Raw genomic sequence first — 20,301 nt, forward strand, 5'->3', positions numbered from 1 at the left:
GAGCAGCAGGAGCGGGCACGGCCGCCAGGAGCGTCCACCATGAGTCCACCATGAGTTTCACCACGAGCGCACCATGAGCACAGCCATCTACAGCCACCCCGACTGCCTGCGGCACGACATGGGCGATTGGCACCCGGAGTCGCCGGACCGCCTGAAAGCCATCGACGACCAGCTGATCCTGGCCCGGCTCGAGGGCCTGGTCGAGCGCCGCCTGGCGCCGCTGGCCGAGGTGCCGGCGCTGCTGCGCAACCATACCGAGGGCGCGCTGGCGCTGGTGCGCGACCACCTGCCGGCGGAAGGCGAGTTCTACCCGCTCGATTCCGACACCATCCTCTGCCATGCCAGCTACCAGGCCGCCCTGCGCGCCGCCGGCGCGGCCGTCGCCGCCACCGACGCCGTGGTCCAGGGCGAGCTGGTGAACGCCTTCTGCTCGGTGCGCCCGCCGGGCCACCATGCCCGCCCCGGCGAACCGATGGGCTTCTGCCTGTTCAACAACGTGGCGATCGCAGCGCGCCATGCGCTGGAAGCGCACGGCCTGGAGCGCGTCGCCATCGTCGACTTCGACGTCCACCACGGCAACGGCACCGCCGAGTCCTTCCGCGACGATCCGCGCGTGCTGATGGCCAGCTTCTTCCAGCATCCCTTCTACCCGTATTCCGAGCCCGAGCCGGTCACCGCCACCAACGTCAACATCCCGGTGCCGGCTCGCAGCGGCGGCGACGTCGTGCGCCAGCTGGTGCGCGAGCACTGGCTGCCGGCGCTGCACGCCCACCGCCCGCAGATGATCTTCATCTCGGCCGGCTTCGACGCCCACCGCGACGACGACATGGGCGGCATGGCCTTGGTCGAGGCCGACTACGCCTGGATCACGCGCGAAGTGATGGCGGTGGCGCGCGAGCACGCGGGCGGGCGCATCGTCAGCTGCCTGGAAGGCGGCTACGATTTGTCGGCGCTGGGGCGCAGCGTGGTGGCGCACCTGAAGGTGCTGGCGGACCTGGATTGATGGCGTATTGATATTCGCATGGTGTTGGCGCATCAAAATCGGCTAACAATGTTCATCGTTCACGCGTGGGCACGGAGTGCCCACCCTACGCATTTGTTTTAAAACCACAAAATCTTCTCTGGTCAATTGCACGATTGACTCATTTGCATGCGGGACATACAGTCAGCTCAGCCGTAACAACGGCTGCGCCTGCGCGAGCCGGCAGCGATGGTGTTCGACACAGGCGTCCACTCTAACGAGAAGGAGGAGATTGTGAAGAAAGCATTCCAGACGGCGATGGCGCTGTGCCTGATGGCGGCGTCCAGCATCGCGGCCGCGGCCAACTACACCCTGTGGATCAACGGCCGCGGCGGCGGCGGGACGATCGGCAACTACAACAGCTTCACCTACTGGGGACCAGGCACCACCGCGGCCGGCGTCAACAAGAAGGCGGTCAACTGGGACGGCAAGAGCAGCATCGCTTCGCAAAGCGGCAAGATCCGCGACGCGCTCGACTGCTTCTGCACCGGCGGCAACTGGTGCTACATCGCCACCCACAGCGCCGGCGACCTGATCTTCGGCTACACCCTGGCCAACTACGGCGGTTCGGCACGCGTGAAGAAGAACGCGACCCCGAACTCGTCCGGCGTCTGCGGCAATACCGACGGCAGCTCGCAGACAGGCTGGAACATCAAGTGGGTTCGCGTCGCCTCGGGTGCGGGCGGCGGCTCGGAGCTGGCCGACGCCGGCTCCTGGGCCCTGACCGAGGAACTGGTCAAGGACCTGAAGACCACCACCGCGCGCGCCATGTACAACCACAACACCACCCGCAACGTCTGGTTCTACATGTACGCCGGCGCCAAGGGCACCGCCTATTCCGGCATCCTGCCGGGCCAGGACGACGAAGCCATCGCCTACCACAGCAGCGGCGGCGTGGCCGGCAGTGCCGGCGGCTCCTATTGCAATCCGAGCGACTGGCTGTGCAACGACCTGACCCTGGGCACGGCCGCCAACGAAGGCGGCACGGCGAAGTGGAGCTACCACTCGGTCAGCTTCCGCGACGACGGCGAAGCCTATAACCACTATGCTAGCGGCAATTGGGGAGGCATCGTCGGGGTGGTCCGCAACGCCGTGGTGAACAGTGCTCTCTGAACGTTCACGCAGGAAGGAGGAGGGCAGCCTGCGCAGCTGGCTGCCGCTGGCGCTGCTTGCGGTGCTGGTGGCGGCCATCGGCTGGTTCGCCCTGCGCGGCCCAGGGGAGGCCGCCCCGGCCACCCCGGCCGCTGGCGCTGCCCAGTCTCCGCAGGGCCCGCAGTTCTTCGGCCAGGTGGGCGGGCAGCCGGACCCGGCGCCGGCCGCCGCCGAACGCGCGCGGCGGCGCCAGCAACTGGTCGAGAACGTCCAGCTGACCGACCACACCTATTGCAGCTACCGCGAGGGCAGCAAGTATCCAATGGGTTCGCGGCCGATGGCGCAGAATTCCGACCAGGCCTATCCGAACCGCCCGGTCACCGAGATGATGCCGATGCGCACGGGCGACAGGAGCAGCAACCCGAACATCCTGCTGCAGACCTCGCAGTCGCGGGTCTACATGGCGGCCGGCGAATCGGTCGCGTTCTCGATCCGCGCGGTGACGCCGGACGGCAGCGTGCTGCCGCTGGTGGTCACGCGCGCGGTGGCGGCCGGGATCATGACGACCGGCGCGCGGCCGACCACGCAGGTCGCGCTGGCCTTCGCCGACGACGGCGCCGGCGCCGATCCGGTGCCGGGCGACGGCGCCTTCGCCGCCGTGCTGACGCCGGCGCAGAGCGGACTGGCCGGCTTCCACGGCACGATCCGCACCGAAGTGCGCTACACGGCCGGCGGCCAGAAAGGCGTGCAGGTGTTCGACGTGATCTATTCGCCCTCGGTGCCGGCGCTCTGGGCCGGGCAACCGCGCGAGATCGTCGAGGACGGTTCGCTCGCCTTCGTGCTGCGCGCCGACGTGCGCAAGCCGGGCCGCTACGTGATCACCGGCCGCGTCGACGACGCCCGGGGCCGCCCGTTCGCGCTGGCCACCTTCAACGATGTGCTCGGGCCGGGGCCGAACGAGATCAAGCTCACCGTGTTCGGCAAGCTGATGCACGACGGCGCGCCGGCGCTGCCCCTGACCCTGCGCGACGTCGACGGCTACCTGCTCAGGGAAAACGTCGACCCCGACCGCGAGCTGATGCCGCGCCTGGAAGGGCCGGTGCTCAAGAGCCGGACCACCTCGCTGGACGGCATCTCGGACACCGAGTGGACCAGCGAGGAGCGCGAGCGCTACCTGACGGAATTCGCGAAGGACCGCAAGCTGGCGCGCGGCGAACTGGAGAAATTCGATCCCGGCCAGCCGCTACCGCCGAGCGCCTGCGAGAAGTGACCGTAGGGTGGGCGGCTGCACCGGGATTGCAGCGCAGACGCGAGCCGTGCGCCGCCCACGCGGTGATCGCTGCCGGCTCCGCTCGCGTGCGCGATGATCTTGCCGCCAACCATCACCGCGTGGGCGGCGCGAGAGCACGACGGCTGCTCTTCGTTCAAGGTCGAGCCGCCCACCCTACGATTGCCGGCATCAAGTCATGCGCCTCGCCGTTCAGTATCCTTCTCCTGACGCTTGTATCGGCACGATTGACGCGCTGCGCCCCTTGCCTTTGCATGGCCGGTACAACAAAAAGCGGAGGAAGACATGGGACGTCCTGCACGCCTTGCACTTGCGCTGTGTCTGCCCGGCATGTTCGCCGCCGGCCTGGCCAGCGCCACCAACTACACCTTGTGGATCCACGGCCGCACCGGCGGCGGCGCGATCGGCAACTACGACGATTTCACCTATTTCGGCCCGAATGCCACCCCGGCCGGCGTCAACAAGAAGGCGGTCAACTGGGACGGCAGGAGCGGCGTCGCCTCGCAGAGCGGGTACGTGCGCAACGCGCTCGACTGCTTCTGCACCGGCAACAACTGGTGCTACATCGCCACCCACAGCGCCGGCGACCTGCTGCTCGGCTATACCTTGGCCAACTACGGCGGCTCGGCGCGGCCGGTGACGAACGCCCAGGCGAACGGCGCCGGCGTCTGCACCGCCGGCGGCGGCACCCAGACCGGCTGGAACATCAAGTGGGTGAGGGTGGCGGCGGGTTCCGGAGGCGGCAGCGAACTGGCCAACATCGGCGCCTGGGCCACCGACGAGCCGATGGTCGAGCAGCACAAGGTGACCACGGCGCGCGCGCTGTACAACCACAACGACACGCGCGGCATCTGGTTCTACATGTATTCCGCGGCCAGGGGCACGCTGTATTCCTTCGTCCTGCCGGGCCAGGACGACGAAGTGGTGGCCTATCACAGTGCGGGCGGGGTCTCGGGCGGCTCGGGCAGCTCGTTCTGCAACCCGGGCGACTGGTTCTGCAACGACCTGACCCTGGGCGATGGCAACAACCAGGGCGGGCGGCCGAAATGGACCTGGCATTCGGTGGTGTTCAGGGACGACGGCGAGGACTATGGACACTACACGGACCGCAACTGGGGCGGCGTGACCGGTCTGGTGCGGCGCGACATGGAAATGCTGGCGCGGTAGGGTGGGCGGTTAGATCGTCGGCGGTGAGCAGACGCGCCCTGTGTGCCGCCCACGTGGTGATCGTTGGCGGCAAAATCATCGCGCACGGGATCGGAGCCGCTAACTATCACCGCGTGGGCGGCGCACCTTACGCGGCTGAGCATATGTACCGGTAGAGCCGCCCACCCTACGGTACATCATCGGCGCCGCGTTCAACCTGCGACACCGTTCAACCCGCGCCGCTCTTGCGCGCGGCGCGCTTCTCCATCGCGGTCGGCCGCTTGCCGACCACGTAGACGACATACATCGGCTGCCTCGGATCGATGAGCGGCTGCGCGAGCTCGCCCTCGGCCACGGCGTTCGACACCGCATCGGGCAGGGTGCGCGCCGTCGGCGCCGGCGCGGCGCGCTCGGCCGGGCCGCTGAGGCAGGCCGCCGCTCCCAGCACGATGAAGGCGCCGAAAATCCAGATTTCCGCGTTGCGGGCGAATTCCATGATGTTCTCCTCATCCGGCCAGGGGCAGCCGGTCAGCTCATGGTGCCCAGCCTGAGTGATTCGTTATTGCAACGGATCAAGCCAATTTCATTCCTATTGGAAACATTGCGACATGTGGCCGGGACGCCGCAGCGGTGGCCAGCGTAAAATGCCGCCTTGTCAGAAGAAATTGGAAAGCACAGCATGTCGATACAATGGTTCCCGGGCCACATGAACTCCGCCAAGAAGCAGGCGGAGGAGCAGATGGAAAACATCGATCTGGTGATCGAGGTGCTCGACGCGCGCCTGCCGGAGGCGAGCCGCAACCCCCTGGTCGAGAAGATGCGCAAGTTCCGCCAGCGTCCCTGCCTCAAGATCCTGAACAAGATCGACCTGGCCGACCCGGTCGCCACCGCCGCCTGGAAGGCCTTCTACGACGCCCAGGAAGGCGTGACCGCCTACCCGATGACGACCAAGAAGCCGGCCGACGTCGCCCGCATCCCGCAGCTGGCGCTGTCGCTGGCGCCGCACCGCGGCGTGCCGACCAAGCCGCTGCGCATCATGATCATGGGCATCCCGAACGTGGGCAAGTCGACCCTGATGAACGCCCTGCTGAAAAAGCGCGTGGCGAAGGTCGGCGACGAGCCGGCCGTGACCAAGACCCAGCAGAAGCTCTACCTCGACAAGCACACGGTGCTGGTCGACACCCCGGGCCTGATGTGGCCGAAGATCGAGATGGACAGCGACGGCATGATGCTCGCCGCCAGCCACGCGATCGGCACCAACGCCCTGATCGAGGAGGAAGTCGCCTTCTTCCTGGGCGACCTGCTGCTCGAACGCTACCCGCAGCTGCTGACCGCCCGCTACGGATTCAAGACCGAAGGCATGGACGGCATCGCCGTGGTCGAGAACGTGGCCTCGCGCCGGGGTTTCCGCGTGCGCGGCGGCGAGTACGACATCGAAAAAGCGGCCCACGTGCTGCTGCACGACTACCGCACCGGCGCCCTGGGTCGCATCAGCCTGGAAACCCCGGAAACGCGCGCCGTGCGCATCGCCGCCCACGAAGTCGAGATGGCCGAAAAGGCGCGCATCGCCGCCGAGAAGGCCGCCGCCAGGGCCGAGGAAGCCGCGCGCGGCAAGCGCGGGACCTGAGCCGCGTAGAACGCTTGATTCGCCTGCTGCCTCTGATCGGGCGATGAGACCGCGTGGGCTCAAGAGCCCACCCTACAAAAGCGGTCCTCGGAGGGGGGGTACTCGTACCCACGCGGGCTCACGGCACGCATCCACGCGCCCCGTGCATCGACCGCCACCCTTGCCCGATATATAATCCTCCCCGTTCTGGTGCCCGCGCACGCAATCGGCGTGCGCAGTTAAACGGGAAACACGAGTCCGCGGCGCCTCCGGCGCGCGGCCAAGGTGTGCTGCCCCCGCAACGGTAAACAAGCGTCGCCCCGGCGACTGGCCCCTCGAAGACCACTGTGCCCCGGCATAGGAAGGTGAGGCGGTCCGACTTGCGAGCCCGGATACCGGCCAGGACAGGTGAACGTCCCAAGGAACGTTCGTTGAATCCGGCTTGCGGGGACGCAGGGCCGGGTGCACACTTTTCAAAAGAATCACAACATGACTTTTGCTGTTCCGAACAGCGCGCCGGCGATCAAGCCGCTCGCGCTTGCCTGTGCCGTTTGCTTCTCCTTTTCGCTGTTCCCCGGCGCCGCCAGCGCCGAGCAGGCCATGACCACCGTCCACGTCACCGGTGCGCGCTTCGCCAGCGACGCGGCCCTGCCGCCGATCGGCGCCAGCGTGATCACGGCCGAGGACATCCGCCGTGCCGGCGCCACCGACGTGAATGCCGCGATCCGCAAGATCGGCGGCGTGTACGGCCGCCAGAGCCTGGACGGCTCGCCCGACTTCGCGCTCGACCTGCGCGGCTTCGGCTCGAACGGCAGCCAGAACCTGGTGATCCTGGTCGACGGCGTGCGCATGAACGAGAACGAGCTGGCCGGCACCGTGCTGTCCTCGATCCCGGTCGACACCGTCGAGCGCATCGAGATCACGCGCGGCGGCAGCAGCGTGCTGTACGGCGAAGGCGCGACCGGCGGCGTCATCAACATCATCACCAAACGTGGGGCCGAAGCCGGCTACCACGGTTCGCTCAGCCTGGAAGGCGGCCGCTTCGACCAGTACGACGCGCGCGCCTCGGTCCGCCATGGCGAAGGCCCGCTGTCGTTCGACCTGGCCGCCGCCAAGCAGGGCACCGACAACTACCGCGACAACAACGAATTCCGCCAGAAGACCATCAGCGGTGGCGTCCAGTGGGCCGTCGACGGTTCGCGCCTGGGCCTGCGCGTGGAAAGCGCGCGCCAGGATTCGCGCTTCCCGGGCTCGCTGACGCTCGAGGAATTCAACGCCAACCCGCGCCAGACGAATACCCCGAACGACTTCGGCAGCCTCGACAGCGACCGCGTCACCCTGTCGGCCGAGCACCGCATCGGCAGCGTCGAGCTGGCGGCGGAGCTGTCGCACCGCGAGCGCGAGGTGAACGCCGCCTACGACTACGGCACCTACGTCTACGAGTACGGCTACCACACGCGCCAGACCCAGTTCTCGCCGCGCCTGCGCCAGACGTCGCGCTGGAACGGCATGCTCAACGAGGTCGTGGCCGGCGTCGACCTGATGCGCTGGGAGCGCGCCACCAGCACCGGTTCGGACGCGAGCCAGGATTCGAAGGCCTTCTACCTGCGCGACGAGATGCGCTTCCCGGGCGCGGCCAACGCGCGCCTGGCGCTGGGCGCGCGCCACGAGCGCTTCGAGAAGGACGAGGCCAACCCCGACCTGTTCGTGCCGAACGGCGAGCAGTCGCAGAACGGCTGGAGCGTCGAGGGCAGCATCGATCCGATTGCCGGCGTCACCGTGCACGCCAAGGCGGGGGAGAGCTACCGCATCCCGAACGCCGACGAGAACGGCTACCGCTCCTCGACCGGGCTGCTCGACGTGCAAACCTCGCGCGACCTCGAGCTCGGCGTCACCGTCGGCGACGAGGAACGCCGCGTCGCGGCGCGCGTGTTCCGCCACCGCCTGCGCAACGAGATCTTCTTCGATCCGACCCTGGGCGGCGGCTTCGGCGCCAACACCAACCTCGATCCGACCCGGCGCCAGGGCGTCGAACTCGAAGGCCAGCTGAACATCGGCGGCGACTGGCGCCTGACTGGCCAGTGGCAGCACGTGCAGGCCGAGTTCACCGATGGCCCGAACGCCGGCCGCGAGATGGTGCTGGTGCCGAAGAACGTCGTCACCGCGCGCCTGGCGTGGATGCCGGCCAGCGGCCACAGCGCCGACGTCGGCGCGCAGTACGTGTCGAACCAGCGCTACGGCAACGACTTCTCGAACACCTGCGCCGCGCGCATCCCGTCCTACACCACCGTCGATGCCCGCTACGCGCGCAAGGTCGGCGCCTGGGAGTTCGCCGTGAGCGGCCTGAACCTGGCCGACCGCCAGTACTTCAGCAACGCCTTCGGCTGCCGCAGCGGCATTTACCCGAGCGACGGCCGCCAGCTGAAGCTCTCGGCGCGCTACGACTTCTAAGGTCATGCGCGTCCCGCCGCCAGCATCGCCGACACGCCAGCGCGCCGTACTGCTGGTGCTGACGGCCTGCGCATTGCTGGCGCTGGCCGCCGCCGGCACCGCCGGTTCGGTGCCCGTGCCCCTGCGCGAGCTGCCGCAAGCGCTGGTCAGCCTGCTGGCCGGCGCGCCCGACGGCATGGCGGCGACCCTGCTCGACCTGCGCCTGGGCCGCGCCAGCAGCGCCTTCGTCAGCGGCGCCGCGCTGGCGCTGGCCGGCGTCATGATGCAGGCGCTGGTGCGCAATCCGCTGGCCGATCCCTACGTGCTGGGCGTCTCCGCCGGCGCCGCCGTCGGGGCTCTCGCCGCGCTGCTGTTCGGCGCGGCCCTGTGGGCGGTCGACCTCGGCGCCTTCGGCGGGGCGGCCGGGATCTCGCTGCTGCTCTACCTGCTGGCGCGCCGTGACCTGGGAGGCGGCCGCAGCGCGGCGCGCACCGGCGAGTCAGGCGTGCTGCTGCTGACCGGCGTGGTGCTGGCCTCGGCCTGCATGGCGCTGGTGACCCTGATGCTGTCGGTGGCGCCCGAATCGCGCCTGCGCGGCATGGTGTTCTGGATGATCGGCGACCTGGCCGGCGCCGGCTGGCGCGTGCTGCCCTGGATCGTGCTGGGCGCGGCGCTGCTGCTGGCGCTGCGCCGGGCGCGCGCCCTGAACCTGATGGCCCTGCATGCCGACGCCGCCGCGGCGCTGGGCGTCGACGTCGCCTTCGAACGCCGCTTCCTGTTCCTCTGTTCGGGCCTCCTGACGGCCTGCGCCGTCACCACCGGCGGCAGCATCGGCTTCGTCGGGCTGGTGGTGCCGCACGCCTGCCGCCACGCCTTCGGTCCCGATCATCGTATCCTTTTACCGGCTGCCGCCCTCGCGGGCGGCAGCTTCCTCGTGCTGGCCGATACCCTGGCGCGCACCGTGCTGGCGCCGCAGCAGCTGCCGGTCGGCGTGCTGACCTCGCTGATCGGTGTGCCCGTCTTCCTGTTCCAGCTGCACCAACTGCATGTGCGCCGCCGATGATTTCCACCCATGACCTGACCCTGCGCATCGACGACCGCGTGCTCGTCGAGCACCTCGACTGGCGCGTCGACTCCGGCGAAAGCTGGTGCGTGATCGGCCCCAACGGCGCCGGCAAGAGCACGCTGCTGCGCACCGTGGCCGGGCTGCGCGCGCCCGACGGCGGCAGCGTACGCCTGGCCGGAAAGCCCCTGGCCGACTGGCCGCTGCCGGCGCTGGCGCGCGAACGCGCCTATCTCGCGCAGTCGCGCGGCGACGCTTTTGCCTACCGCGTGATCGAGACCGTGCTGATGGCGCGCCATCCGTATCACGCCGACCGCTACTGGGAAGGCAGCGACGACCACGCCGCCGCCGAGCACGCCCTGCGCACCCTCGACGTGCTGCACCTGGCCCAGCGCGACGTGCGCACCCTCTCGGGCGGCGAGCGCCAGCGCGTGGCGATTGCGGCCCTGCTGGCCCAGGACACGCCGCTCCTGCTGCTGGACGAGCCGGCGAACGCCCTCGACCTGGCGCACCAGGTTGCGGTGACCAGTCTCATGGCGCGCCTGTGCCGCGAAGAGGGCAGGACGGTCGTCAGCGTGGGCCACGACCTGAACCTGGCCTGGAGCGGCGCCACCCACGCGCTGCTGCTGAATGGCGATGGCAGCTGGCACGCCGGCCCGATTGACGCGGTGATGCGGCCCGACCTGTTGAGCCGCTGCCTCGGCCATCCGATCGCGGCCATCGCGCATGGCGGGCGCACCGTGTTCCTGCCGGATGCGCCGGAGCAGGGCGCGGCCGTGATTCCCGTCCGGAGAGCCCCATGAAAGCGCTGCTTCTCGTCCTGCTGGCGCTGGCCGCCAACCTGGCCCAGGCGGCGGTTACGGTGGTCGACGATGCCGGTCGCCGCGTCACACTGGCGCGCCCGGCCCAGCGCGTGATTTCGATGGCGCCGCACGTGACCGAGCTGCTGTTCGCGGCCGGCGGCGGCGCGCGCATCGTCGGCGCCATGAACTACAGCGATTACCCGGCGGCCGCGCGCAGCATTCCCCTGATCGGCTCGAACAGCCAGATCGACCTGGAGCGCGTGATCGCGATGAAGCCGGACCTCTTGATCGTCTGGCAGAGCGGGAATACCGCGCGCCAGATCGCCCAGTTGCAAAGCCTGGGGATCCCGGTCTTCCATAGCGAGCCGCGCCGACTCGACGAAGTGGCGACCAGCCTGCTGCGCTTCGGCCAATTGCTCGGCACCGAGGCCACCGCGCAGGCCGCCGCCGCCGAATACCGGGCAAAGCTGGCCGCGCTGGGCGCGCGCTACGCCGGCCGGCCGCCGGTCACGGTGTTTTACCAGGCCTGGGACAATCCGCTCTATACGCTCAACGGCGAGCAGATCGCCAGCGATGCGATCCGGCTGTGCGGCGGGACCAGCATCTTTGCCGGCCTGAAGACGATCGCGCCCCAGGTCGGCGTCGAGGCCGTGGTGCAGAAAGACCCGGAAGCGATCGTCGGCGGCAAGCTGTACACGCCGCAGGACCGCGGCCTGTCGATCTGGCAGCCCTACCGCGGCATGACGGCGGTACGCCGCGACAACCTGTTCACGCTGGACGAGGAACTGCTGACCCGGCCGGGCCCGCGTATTGCCGATGGCGCGGCTGCCCTGTGCCAGCGCCTGGAAGAGGCGCGTGGTAAGCGCCCGTTACAGCGGTAAGCAAATGCAAAAATCCACGGCATTCCCGAAGGGGAGGGCAAAAAAGTGGTAATCTCGCGGTCGTTTTCTTCAACTACCAGACAACAAGGATACATATGCGCCGCACCCTGCGTTTAGCCCTGATCGCCGCCAGCCTGGTCGCCAGCACCGCTTTCGCTTCGCCCACCAATCCGCAGAACGGCGTCGAGTACGTGACGCTGGCGGCGCCGCAACCGGTCCAGGCCACCGGCAAGAAAGTCGAAGTGGTCGAGTTCTTCGCCTACCACTGCCCGGCGTGCTTCGCACTGGAACCTGGCCTGAACGCCTGGGTCAAAAAGCAGGGTGACAACATCGTCCTGCGTCGCGTGCACCTGCCGTTCCAGGGACCGAACGACCCGGAAGCGCACCTGTTCCTGACGCTCGAGGCGATGGGCAAGCTCGACGAAATGCACAGCAAGATCTTCCATGCCGTGCACGTGCAGCGCGTGCGTCTGATGAAGGACGAGCAGATCATCGACTGGGTGTCGAAGAACGGCATCGATCGCGCCAAGTTCCTCGAAGTGTGGAATTCGTTCAGTGTCATGACCAAGCTGCGCCGCCTGCCGCAGGTCAGCAATGCCTACCAGGTGAGCGGTACGCCGACCATCATCATCGACGGCAAGTACCAGACCTCGCCCGGCCAGATCGCGGACAAGCTGAAGATGAAGGACGGTAAGCAGATCATGGACGCAAGCTTCCAGGTCCTGGACGCACTGGTCGCAAAGGCAGCCAAGACGAAATGAGCGATTCGGAACGCAAGGTCCTCGAGATGTACGAAGGTTCCCGCCCACGGGAAGAGGACCTGTTCGAGACCAGCAATGTGAATCACGTTGCCTGGTCGCTGGTCGTGATCCTGTTCGGGATCGTGATCTGGCTCTGCATTGCCCTCGTCAATGCGGAGAACCAGCGTTACGCCCTGATCACCAACCAATGTCCGGACCCGGTGTTCAAGGGCGCGGTCGACAAGGCCTGCCTCTACACCGTGAAATCGCGCGATCACTGGTGGGAACACCTGTGGTACGGCTTCACGCACGTCAAGCCCGAGCGCAAATAAGGCCCTGGGCGCCGACGCATGCCGCGACGGCGCCGACATCTACGGCCGGTGCGGGACGTAGGGTGGGCGGCTCCACCTGACCCGGTGCGCAGCCGCAACCTGTGCGCCGCCCACGCGTTCAGGCGGCGCCTGAGTGGATGTGGTGTCGTTCTTGCCCGGAAGTTCTTTAGGCTCCGCTTGCTGCCGCAACTGTTCCACCGTGGATTGAACGCGTGGGCGGCGTCACCGCAACGTGATCGCACCCAGCCGGGTATAGCCGCCCACCCTACGAAACCGTAGTGTTTTATCTCCGATTCCGTATCACATCGGCAGCGTGATCACGAACCGCGCCCCGCCCAGTTCCGACTGTTCCACGGTAATCGTCCCCCCGTGCAGCAGCACGGCCTTGCGCACGATCGACAGTCCGAGGCCGAAGCCGCCGGTCGCGCGGTCGCGGCTGCGGTCGAGGCGGTAGAAGGGCTCGAAGATGCGCTCGCGTTCGTCCTGCGGGATGCCGGGCCCGTCGTCCTCGACCGCCAGCACCAGCGCCTTGCCGTCGCGCCGCGCCGACAGGCGGATCGCCGTCGCCGCATACTTCTGCGCATTCCTGAGCAGGTTCGACAGCGCCCGCCCCAGGTGGCGTGGATCGGCCTCGACCGTGCCCAGTTCGCCGTCCTGCTCGAGCGCCAGCGCCTGGGTCCCCGGCGGCAGCGCGGCAACCGTCGTGCGCAACAGTGCCGCCACGTCCACCACCTCGGGCTGCAGCGCCAGTTCGCTGCCCAGGCGCGCCATGCCCAGCAGCTCGTTCACCAGCGCGTCCAGTTCGCGCAGGTCGCCCTCCATCGCGGCGATGCGCGGGCGCAGGGCCGGGTCGTTCGCCTTCGCGTCCAGCAGCTCGAGCGCGAATTCGAGACGCGCGATCGGCGTGCGCAGTTCGTGCGACACCGAATGCAGCAGGTTTTTCTGCGCGACCAGCAGCTCCTCGATGCGGTCGGCCATGTGGTCGATCCGTTCGGCCAGCGGATAGATGCTGGCCGAGCGCGGCATGCGCGCGCGCGCCGAAAGCCGGCCGGAGCCGAACTCGTCGGCGACGCGCGAGAGCCGCTGCAGGCCCTGCCAGTGCGAGCGCGACCACAGCGCGATCGGCACCAGCAGCGCGAACGCGACGATCACGTAGCGCACCGCTTCCATCTTGAGGGCCAGGTTGACGTCGATCGGCAGGTCGCGCGCGTGGATGACTTCGTCCTCGCTGCCGATGTAGCGCTCGCCGCGCAAATCGACCCGGCGGTAGAAGGCCTTGGCGTCGACGTCGAGCACCACCTCGCCGCGTTCGAGCGCGGCCAGGCTGGAGGCGGGCAGGGCGGCGCGCGCCGCCTGCAGGGTAATCAGGTCGAAGCGGGTGTCGGAGACCTCGCGCACCCGGTTCAGGCGCACCAGCCATTCGTCGGTGGGCGCCTCGTCGACGTATTGCTCGATCAGGAAGATCTGGGCCGCGGCCTGGCGCCGGGCGATGTCGTCGAGCGGATCGCCGAACAGCCGGCTCATCGCAAAGTAAATGACGAAGGTCGCGGCCGTGATCGACAGCATCACCAGCACGAAAAAGCGGAAAAAGATCCGGTTCACCCGGCTCCTCCGCGACACCGACAACGACCGACCGACCTTCGAAACATTGTATTTCTCCTAATGCCATTGTATAGGAGCAAGGGTCATCCTGGAAAATAGAGCGTCTAACAAAGCCTCCAGGGCGAGGCGCCCCGTCGAAGACAGTACGAGCGAGCCGGCGCAACGCTGCCATGGGGGGCTTGGTTAGCCGTTCTTACAAATTCACGACAAATGGCCGACATCTCCCGGATGTTTGGAAATTGCCGAACGGATATGCTACGCAGGATTCAGATTTTCCGTTTGCCCACTCGATACGCGAGTGTCGGTGGGTTTTTTTATTCCGGTCGCCGCCCATGGTGCGCGTGGCCATCCCGAGCCGGGTGGCGCCGCATGGCCATGGCGCCGCCAACTGTCGAGAATCATGCTGTAAGGATATATCGGATAAGGTTTGCCTCAAAGTAAAATACTGGCACACTTATTCCATTGCCCCGCCATGAACAAGTTTCTCGCTCTCGCGCTCGCTGCCGTAACGAGCGGCGCCTCCGCCCAGACGCCGGCCATGAATCCCATGCCGGACGGCAGCCGCGACATGTATGTCGGGCTGGGCCTGGTCTCGGCGCCACGCTACGAAGGGGCGCGCCACAGCGAGCGCCATGCGCTGCCGGTGCTGCAGGTGCAGTGGAGCAATGGCGTGTTCGTGTCCGGCATGCGTGCCGGCATCCACCTGGGCGGCAATCCCAATCTTGAATATGGTCCCCTGGTCGAACTGCAGCGCCGCCGCGACGCGACGGGCGAGGGCGGCGGTATCGGCAACCTCGGCACCGAACGCTATTCCATGGTCTCCCTGCCGCAAGTGGAGCCGGGCGAGAACCGCCTGGCCGGCATGGAGCCGGTCTCCACCCGCCTGCTGGGGGGCGGCTTCCTGAACTATTACCTGACGCCCGACTGGCGCCTCACCGGCAGCCTGCTGTATGGCGCCGGCAACGAGCGCGACGGCGCCCGCCTGGACCTGGGCGTGCAGCGCCTCGCCATGCAGCTGGGCGCCCATCACCGCCTGTCGTTCACGGCCGGCGTCAGCTTCGCCAACGCAGCCTACAACAACGCCTTCTTCGGCGTCGACACCCTCGACTCGCTGCGCAGCGGCAATCCGGTGTATCGCGCCGGCAGCGGCCTGAAGAACGGCCATGTCGGGGTGCGCTGGAACTGGGCGTTCTCGCCTTCCTGGATGCTGAGCTCGCAGGTGCAGGTAGCGCGCCTGGGCGGCGACGCCCGCCACAGCCCGCTCGTCGAGCGGCCGACCAACCTGACGGTTTCCACCGCCATCGCCTACCGGTTCTGACGATGACCATGGCCCGACACCTCATCGCATGCTGCTCCGTGACGCTGTGCGCCCTTGGCGCCACGGCGCCGGCGGCGGCTGCCGAGTGGGTCAGTTACCGCGATGCCTACCGCGCCATGGTGGTGTTCGAGAAATACGGCGGGCCAAAGAACCAGATCCAGAACCACCTGCAGGTGGCGCCGCTGACGTCCGGCGTGTCGCTCGAGGGCATGCAGCTGACGCTGGCCGGCAAGGCGACCCAGGTCAACCTGCCGCTCGATCCGCTCGGGCGCACCAGCTTCCCGCTGCTCAAGGCCGCCTACGACGACAACGCCACGCTGGTCCTGGACCGCAGGATCGGCGCCTTCGCGGTGCGCCCGCGCGTCTCGCTGCTGCCGCAGGCGGACGGCGTCTACGAGGACGCTACACTGCGCACCGCCTGCGAGCAGGCGCTCGGGTTCGCGCGCTACGTCGATGCCTCGCTGCGCACGCGCCAGTGCGGCGGCGTGCGCTTCGTGTTCGCCAAGCGTCACCCCGGCAGCGCGGCCATCGCCGTGCGCCTGCACCGCCCCGACGGCGCCGGTCAGCCGCTGGCGCTGGCGACCGGCGCCGCCTTCCCGGGCGACCTGGACGAGGCCTTCCCGGTGGTCGTGTACCGCTTCGGCGGCGCCGAGCGGGCGCAGGTCATCAGCGCCAACATCCCGCTGGCAATCGTTCCCTTGTTCGAATGAGTCGTAGGGTGGGCGCCCCGTGCCCACGCGTGACCGATGAGCAGACGCAGCGCGTTGCCGACGCCGATACGACGCACACTTCTTGCGCTGCCCACGCGGTGATCGTTAGCGGCAAGATCATCCGGGGCGAGAGCGGCACCACTTCTCAGCGTATCAATTCCACGCCGACGGCGAAAACAGATACCCCTCGCCCCACACCGTCTTGATCTTCTCCGAGCGCGCATCGTCGAACTTGCGGCGCAGCTTGGAGATGCAGTTGTCGATGCTGCGGTCCAGCCCATCGAACTCGATGCCGCGCATTTTCTTCAGCAGTTCGTCGCGCGAGAGCACCCGGCCGGCGGCCTCGGCCAGCACCAGCAGCAGCTTGTATTCGGTATTGCTCAGTACGCAAAGCTGGTCGCGCCAGAACACGGTACGGTCGGCGCCGACGATGCGCAGGGCGCCGAACACCAGCTCGCCGGTCTCCGGTGCGGCCCGGGACTGGGTGCGGCGCAGCAGGGCGCGCAGGCGCGCCAGCAGTACGCGCGGCTGCACCGGCTTGTTGACGAAATCGTCCGCGCCCTGCTCGAGCCCGGACACCTCGTCATAGGAATCCTCGCGCGCGGTCAGGATCAGGATCGGCACCTCGGAGAGTTCGCGGATCTTGCGGCAGACCACCATGCCGTCCAGGCCCGGCAGCATCAGGTCGAGCACCACGATATCGGGCTGGCTCGCCTGGAAGCGCGGCAGCGCCTGGTCGCCGCGCGTGACCAGCTCGACGGCGAATTCGTACGCGGACAGGTATTCGGTGACGAGCTCGGCCAACCGGGCGTCGTCTTCCACCAGCAAAACTCGGTACATGCTTTTCTCCTCTGCCGATATTGTATAGAAGCAATCGCACGTAAGCACAGATACCTACATTCTGCCGACAGCTGGTGACATTTTCCGGACAATTCGATAATGAGCGGTCCGGAAAAGCAAAAGGCGCTGTCACCGTTCGCTATGGATGAGCAGTGAACTGTCGAGTTCATTCACGGTCCAACCCGCATCGCCATCCGATACGGGGTCGACCATGAAAGCGCCTCGCTTCACGAAGTGGTTTGCGGCCTTGCCCGCACTGAACGGGCCCCAGCGGCTGCGTGTCCTCGACGCCTTGCGACCGGCTGCCGGGCTGCACCAGGTGCTCGCGCTGATTGCACAAGTCAGGTCGGCCGGACGCTGCTGCCCCCATTGCCGGTGCGAACGCTGGCATCGGCATGGCTATGCGAACGACCTGCAGCGCTACCGCTGCCGCGCGTGCCGGCGCACCTTCAACGACTTGACCGGCACCCCGTTGGCAGGCCTGCGGCTGCGGGGGAAATGGCTGGCTTATCTCGATGCGCTGCGGGCATCGCGCCCGGTGCGGGCGGCGGCCGACGGCGTCGAGGTACACCGCAACACCGCTTTTCGCTGGCGTCATCGTTTTCTGGCTCGGGTGAAGGCGGACCGGCCGGCATCCCTAAACGGTATCGCCGAGGCCGACGAAATGTTCATCCTGGAATCCCAAAAAGGTTCACGCACGCTCGATCGGCCGGCGCGCAAGCGGGGTGGCGCGGCCAGCAGGCGCGGCATTTCACGCGAACTCGACTGCATCCTCGTGGCGCGTGACCGCTACAAGCAGACCATCGACGCCGTCACCGGCCGCGGCCCCGTCAGCAAGATCCAGCTCGAGCGCCACCTGCTGCCCTTCCTGGACAGGGACGTTCTGCTCGTGACGGACGCGAACGCGGCCTATTGTGCTTTCGCCCGCGCCCATGGCATTGCGCACCAGGCCGTCAATGTCAGCGCCGGCGAGCGGATCCGGTCGGGCCCGAAGGGCGCCATCCACGTACAGAACGTGAACGCCTATCATCAGCGCCTGCGGGCATGGCTGGCGCCCTTCCATGGGGTCGCATCGCGCTACTTGCCGAACTACCTGGGATGGCGCCGGATGCTCGATGGCGGCAAGGTCACTTCTGCCGATCAGTTGTTCCGCCTTACCATCGGGCTCATCCACAGCGAACGGTGACAGCGCCAAGCAAAAAAGCCGCACGCGGCGACTTTGACCAGGGCGCAAGGGCGGTTCAGCCCATCTTCCGGCTCAGGTCCCACATCGCTTCGAGCAGGCGGTCGATGTCGTTCACGCTGGACCAGAGGTGGGTGGAGATCCGAATGACGTAGTGGTCGCTCGGCGCGCCGATCACCGCCACGTTGACGTTGCGGACCACGAAGCCCGGCTGGTAGTCGCTCAGCATGCGCGCCACGAATTGGCCCGACTTGGCGCTGTTCATGATGTCGCCCGCGTTCATGAAGGGATTGAACGAGGTCACGGCCGAGACCAGCTTCGGGTCGTCCTTCGGCGAATACAGGCGGTCGACGCCCCAGATCTCCGCGATGCGCTCCTTCAGGTAGGCCGACAGGGCCAGGTCGTAGGTCTCGATCTTCTTGCGCCCGACCTGGTCCCACAAGCTGCAGGCGGACACCAGAGCCCGGTACATCGGCGTGTGCAGGCTGCCGCAGGAGGTGATGACGGAAGCGATGTCGTAGGTCGCGGTGCCGTTCGTCGTGCGTTCGCGCGGCGACCAGCTGCTGGTGTGGATCGGATACCACTTCGGCAGGGGGAGGGGATTCGATGGCCGGATCTTGTTGCGCACGATCAGGATGCCGGTCGAGCCCGGACCGCACTGCCACTTGTGGCCGGCGCCGGACATGAAGTCCATCCCGAGCTGGGCGTAGTCATAGGCCATCATGCCGGGCAGGTGGGCGCCGTCGACGATGCTGACCAGCCCGTGCAGCTTGGCCACGTCCATCAGCTCGGCGATCGGCAGCATGGTGCCGGTCTTGTAGGTGGGCGCCGAGAACATCATCGCGCGCACCCGCTTGCCCTGGGTGCGCAGTTCGCGGATGCGGCTGTCGAACAGGGTCGCGTACAGCGCGGCGGTCTGGTTGTTCCCGGTCGGCATGGCGACGCGCGCGACTTCGATGCCATAGCGCGTCACCGCGATGGCCAGCGGCGTCTCGCCGCCGCCGTGCTCGTGGTTGGTGGTGACGACGACGTCGCCCGGTTTCCAGTCCAGGCCCAGGATCGCATGGCACATGCCGGACGAGGTGTTGGCCGAAAAGGCCAGCTCGTCGGGATCGACCCCGAAGCCGGGCGCGACCTGGGTGCGCTCGGCCAGCAGGTTGCTGTAGCCGTTGCCGGACTCGGCCGCCTTGGCGCGGTTCTCGCTGTCGAACAGGTCCAGCGCCAGCTTCGGCATCGAGCCGGCGGTGCCGATGTTCATGAAGCGCTTGGCGGGATTGAGCGTGAACATGTCGTTCATCTGGGCCCAGAAGCCTTCGTCGGCCAGCAACTGCTGGCGCAGTTCGTCGCTGCGGCTGCTCGCGTTGCCGCTGCTGCAGCCGACCAGCGGCCCGAGCGTGGCCGCCAGCGCGCTTGACCCGAGAATGCGCAGGAAATCGCGCCGGTTCCGGCTCCAGTGCGCCGGCGCGCTGACGATGTCCGTCGACAAACCCGTTTCCTCACCTGCCATCATGCGATTCTGCATCCTGGTCTCCTGTTGGTGATGCTGGTTAACGGCGCGCCGCGATCACGGCGATCTCGATCTTCGCGTCGCGCGGAATGCGCGCCACCTCGACCGTCGAACGCACCGGCGGGGCCTGCCTGAAGTACTCGGCGTAGACGCGGTTCATGGCCGCGAAATCGTTCAGGTCCTTCATGTAGACGGTGGCGCTGACGACGTCGACGAAATCCAGGCCCTGCGAATGGAGCTGCAGCTTGATGTTCTCGAGCGTCGCCCGGGTCTGCTCCTCGGTGGTTGCGCCCACCAGGGCGGTGCCTTCCTTGTTCAGCGCGATGACGCCGGAGAACCAGACCAGCCTGGCGTGGCCGATCATCTGGGAATAGGGACCAATCGCCGGGTAGGTCTGGTCGGTGGACAGGACGACCTTGCCGCCGCCATGTGGAATGGCACATCCGGCCAGCGCAAGCGCGCCGAGCCCCAAGCATGCATTGCTGACGAATCGCTTGATCTTCACAGACATCTCCTGTTGAGTGAGCAACACAGGAGAGTCTTATCCGAGCGAAATGCGTAGCTTTGCGCTAGCTCCCTTTTCTGTTGTAAATCCAACGCAACAGCCGGGTTGCTTGCTTGATGTCAATTACGTCAGGCGCGGTGTTGTGTGCACGCGGCAGTACCGGCCCGGGGCAGGCGCGCGGACGTAAACAAAACGGCCCGCAGAACGCGGGCCGTCGTCAGGTGTGCGCCGGGT

Annotated in this window: 19 protein-coding genes and 1 riboswitch; of the genes, 14 read left to right on the plus strand and 5 right to left on the minus strand. The window is 67.5% G+C overall.

From position 1 onward, the window contains the following. The first annotated feature begins 73 nt into the window (after window positions 1–73). The 4 genes from ACFOPH_RS00650 to ACFOPH_RS00665 all read left to right on the plus strand — a co-directional run bounded on the left by ACFOPH_RS00650 (window position 74) and on the right by ACFOPH_RS00665 (window position 4,568). Window positions 74–1,003, plus strand: coding sequence for a histone deacetylase family protein (locus tag ACFOPH_RS00650; RefSeq protein WP_312554085.1), 930 nt, complete (start codon window positions 74–76; stop codon window positions 1,001–1,003). A gap of 252 nt (window positions 1,004–1,255) precedes the next feature. Further along, a complete protein-coding gene (locus ACFOPH_RS00655; RefSeq protein WP_312554084.1) occupies window positions 1,256–2,134 on the plus strand; it encodes a hypothetical protein in 879 nt (292 codons plus the stop codon). Continuing rightward, window positions 2,124–3,383 carry a hypothetical protein gene (locus ACFOPH_RS00660; RefSeq protein WP_379732833.1) on the plus strand — a complete coding sequence of 420 codons (1,260 nt, stop codon included), beginning with the start codon at window positions 2,124–2,126 and terminating at the stop codon, window positions 3,381–3,383. The genes ACFOPH_RS00655 and ACFOPH_RS00660 overlap by 11 nt, the downstream gene beginning before the upstream one ends. A 303-nt stretch (window positions 3,384–3,686) precedes the next feature. Continuing rightward, window positions 3,687–4,568 carry a hypothetical protein gene (locus ACFOPH_RS00665; protein WP_379732835.1) on the plus strand — a complete coding sequence of 294 codons (882 nt, stop codon included), beginning with the start codon at window positions 3,687–3,689 and terminating at the stop codon, window positions 4,566–4,568. A gap of 208 nt (window positions 4,569–4,776) precedes the next feature. On the opposite strand, the gene ACFOPH_RS00670 is transcribed toward ACFOPH_RS00665, so the two are convergent. Further along, window positions 4,777–5,043: a hypothetical protein gene (locus ACFOPH_RS00670; RefSeq protein WP_379732837.1), complete on the minus strand. Its 267-nt coding sequence runs from the start codon at window positions 5,041–5,043 to the stop codon at window positions 4,777–4,779. A 183-nt stretch (window positions 5,044–5,226) separates the two neighbouring features. On the opposite strand from ACFOPH_RS00670, the gene ylqF reads away from it, so the two are divergent. The 7 genes from ylqF to ACFOPH_RS00705 all read left to right on the plus strand — a co-directional run bounded on the left by ylqF (window position 5,227) and on the right by ACFOPH_RS00705 (window position 12,402). Continuing rightward, a complete protein-coding gene (ylqF, locus tag ACFOPH_RS00675; protein WP_312553981.1) occupies window positions 5,227–6,174 on the plus strand; it encodes a ribosome biogenesis GTPase YlqF in 948 nt (315 codons plus the stop codon). A gap of 170 nt (window positions 6,175–6,344) precedes the next feature. Then, window positions 6,345–6,571: riboswitch (cobalamin riboswitch) on the plus strand. 71 nt (window positions 6,572–6,642) lie between these two features. Continuing rightward, window positions 6,643–8,604 (plus strand): TonB-dependent receptor family protein, encoded by a 1,962-nt coding sequence (locus ACFOPH_RS00680; RefSeq protein WP_312553982.1) that lies wholly within the window; start codon window positions 6,643–6,645, stop codon window positions 8,602–8,604. Between the two features lie 4 nt (window positions 8,605–8,608). Beyond that, window positions 8,609–9,646 (plus strand): FecCD family ABC transporter permease, encoded by a 1,038-nt coding sequence (locus ACFOPH_RS00685; RefSeq protein WP_379732839.1) that lies wholly within the window; start codon window positions 8,609–8,611, stop codon window positions 9,644–9,646. After that, the gene (locus ACFOPH_RS00690; RefSeq protein WP_312552880.1) at window positions 9,643–10,449 is read left to right on the plus strand and encodes an ABC transporter ATP-binding protein; all 807 of its coding nucleotides are present in this window, start codon (window positions 9,643–9,645) and stop codon (window positions 10,447–10,449) included. The genes ACFOPH_RS00685 and ACFOPH_RS00690 overlap by 4 nt, the downstream gene beginning before the upstream one ends. Next, the gene (locus ACFOPH_RS00695; RefSeq protein WP_312552878.1) at window positions 10,446–11,330 is read left to right on the plus strand and encodes a cobalamin-binding protein; all 885 of its coding nucleotides are present in this window, start codon (window positions 10,446–10,448) and stop codon (window positions 11,328–11,330) included. The genes ACFOPH_RS00690 and ACFOPH_RS00695 overlap by 4 nt, the downstream gene beginning before the upstream one ends. A gap of 95 nt (window positions 11,331–11,425) precedes the next feature. Next, window positions 11,426–12,091, plus strand: a complete 666-nt coding sequence (locus ACFOPH_RS00700) for a thiol:disulfide interchange protein DsbA/DsbL (RefSeq protein WP_379732842.1) — start codon at window positions 11,426–11,428, stop codon at window positions 12,089–12,091. Beyond that, window positions 12,088–12,402 carry a hypothetical protein gene (locus ACFOPH_RS00705; protein ID WP_379732843.1) on the plus strand — a complete coding sequence of 105 codons (315 nt, stop codon included), beginning with the start codon at window positions 12,088–12,090 and terminating at the stop codon, window positions 12,400–12,402. The genes ACFOPH_RS00700 and ACFOPH_RS00705 overlap by 4 nt, the downstream gene beginning before the upstream one ends. Before the next feature lie 300 nt (window positions 12,403–12,702). Here ACFOPH_RS00705 and ACFOPH_RS00710 read toward each other — a convergent pair whose 3' ends face one another. Further along, the gene (locus ACFOPH_RS00710; RefSeq protein WP_312552869.1) at window positions 12,703–14,004 is read right to left on the minus strand and encodes an ATP-binding protein; all 1,302 of its coding nucleotides are present in this window, start codon (window positions 14,002–14,004) and stop codon (window positions 12,703–12,705) included. Between the two features lie 472 nt (window positions 14,005–14,476). Here ACFOPH_RS00710 and ACFOPH_RS00715 point away from each other — a divergent pair, with 472 nt between their 5' ends. Continuing rightward, complete coding sequence (locus ACFOPH_RS00715) at window positions 14,477–15,322, plus strand: MipA/OmpV family protein (protein WP_379732845.1); 846 nt, start codon at window positions 14,477–14,479, stop codon at window positions 15,320–15,322. Between the two features lie 8 nt (window positions 15,323–15,330). Then, the gene (locus ACFOPH_RS00720) at window positions 15,331–16,032 is read left to right on the plus strand and encodes a hypothetical protein (protein ID WP_379732847.1); all 702 of its coding nucleotides are present in this window, start codon (window positions 15,331–15,333) and stop codon (window positions 16,030–16,032) included. Between the two features lie 153 nt (window positions 16,033–16,185). On the opposite strand, the gene ACFOPH_RS00725 is transcribed toward ACFOPH_RS00720, so the two are convergent. Further along, a complete protein-coding gene (locus ACFOPH_RS00725; protein WP_312552799.1) occupies window positions 16,186–16,872 on the minus strand; it encodes a response regulator in 687 nt (228 codons plus the stop codon). Between the two features lie 211 nt (window positions 16,873–17,083). On the opposite strand from ACFOPH_RS00725, the gene ACFOPH_RS00730 reads away from it, so the two are divergent. After that, window positions 17,084–18,058, plus strand: a complete 975-nt coding sequence (locus ACFOPH_RS00730; RefSeq protein ID WP_379732849.1) for an IS1595 family transposase — start codon at window positions 17,084–17,086, stop codon at window positions 18,056–18,058. A 55-nt stretch (window positions 18,059–18,113) separates the two neighbouring features. Here the strand turns inward: ACFOPH_RS00730 and ACFOPH_RS00735 are convergent, their stop codons facing one another. Both ACFOPH_RS00735 and ACFOPH_RS00740 read right to left on the minus strand, forming a co-directional pair. Further along, window positions 18,114–19,562 carry an aminotransferase class V-fold PLP-dependent enzyme gene (locus ACFOPH_RS00735; RefSeq protein ID WP_379737836.1) on the minus strand — a complete coding sequence of 483 codons (1,449 nt, stop codon included), beginning with the start codon at window positions 19,560–19,562 and terminating at the stop codon, window positions 18,114–18,116. Between the two features lie 40 nt (window positions 19,563–19,602). Further along, on the minus strand, window positions 19,603–20,073 hold the full coding sequence (locus ACFOPH_RS00740; protein WP_379732851.1) for a Rid family detoxifying hydrolase: 471 nt from the start codon (window positions 20,071–20,073) through the stop codon (window positions 19,603–19,605). Between the last annotated feature and the right edge of the window lie 228 nt (window positions 20,074–20,301).

Origin of the sequence: Massilia haematophila, assembly GCF_042647645.1 — a bacterium.
GTDB lineage: Bacteria > Pseudomonadota > Gammaproteobacteria > Burkholderiales > Burkholderiaceae_D > Telluria > Telluria haematophila.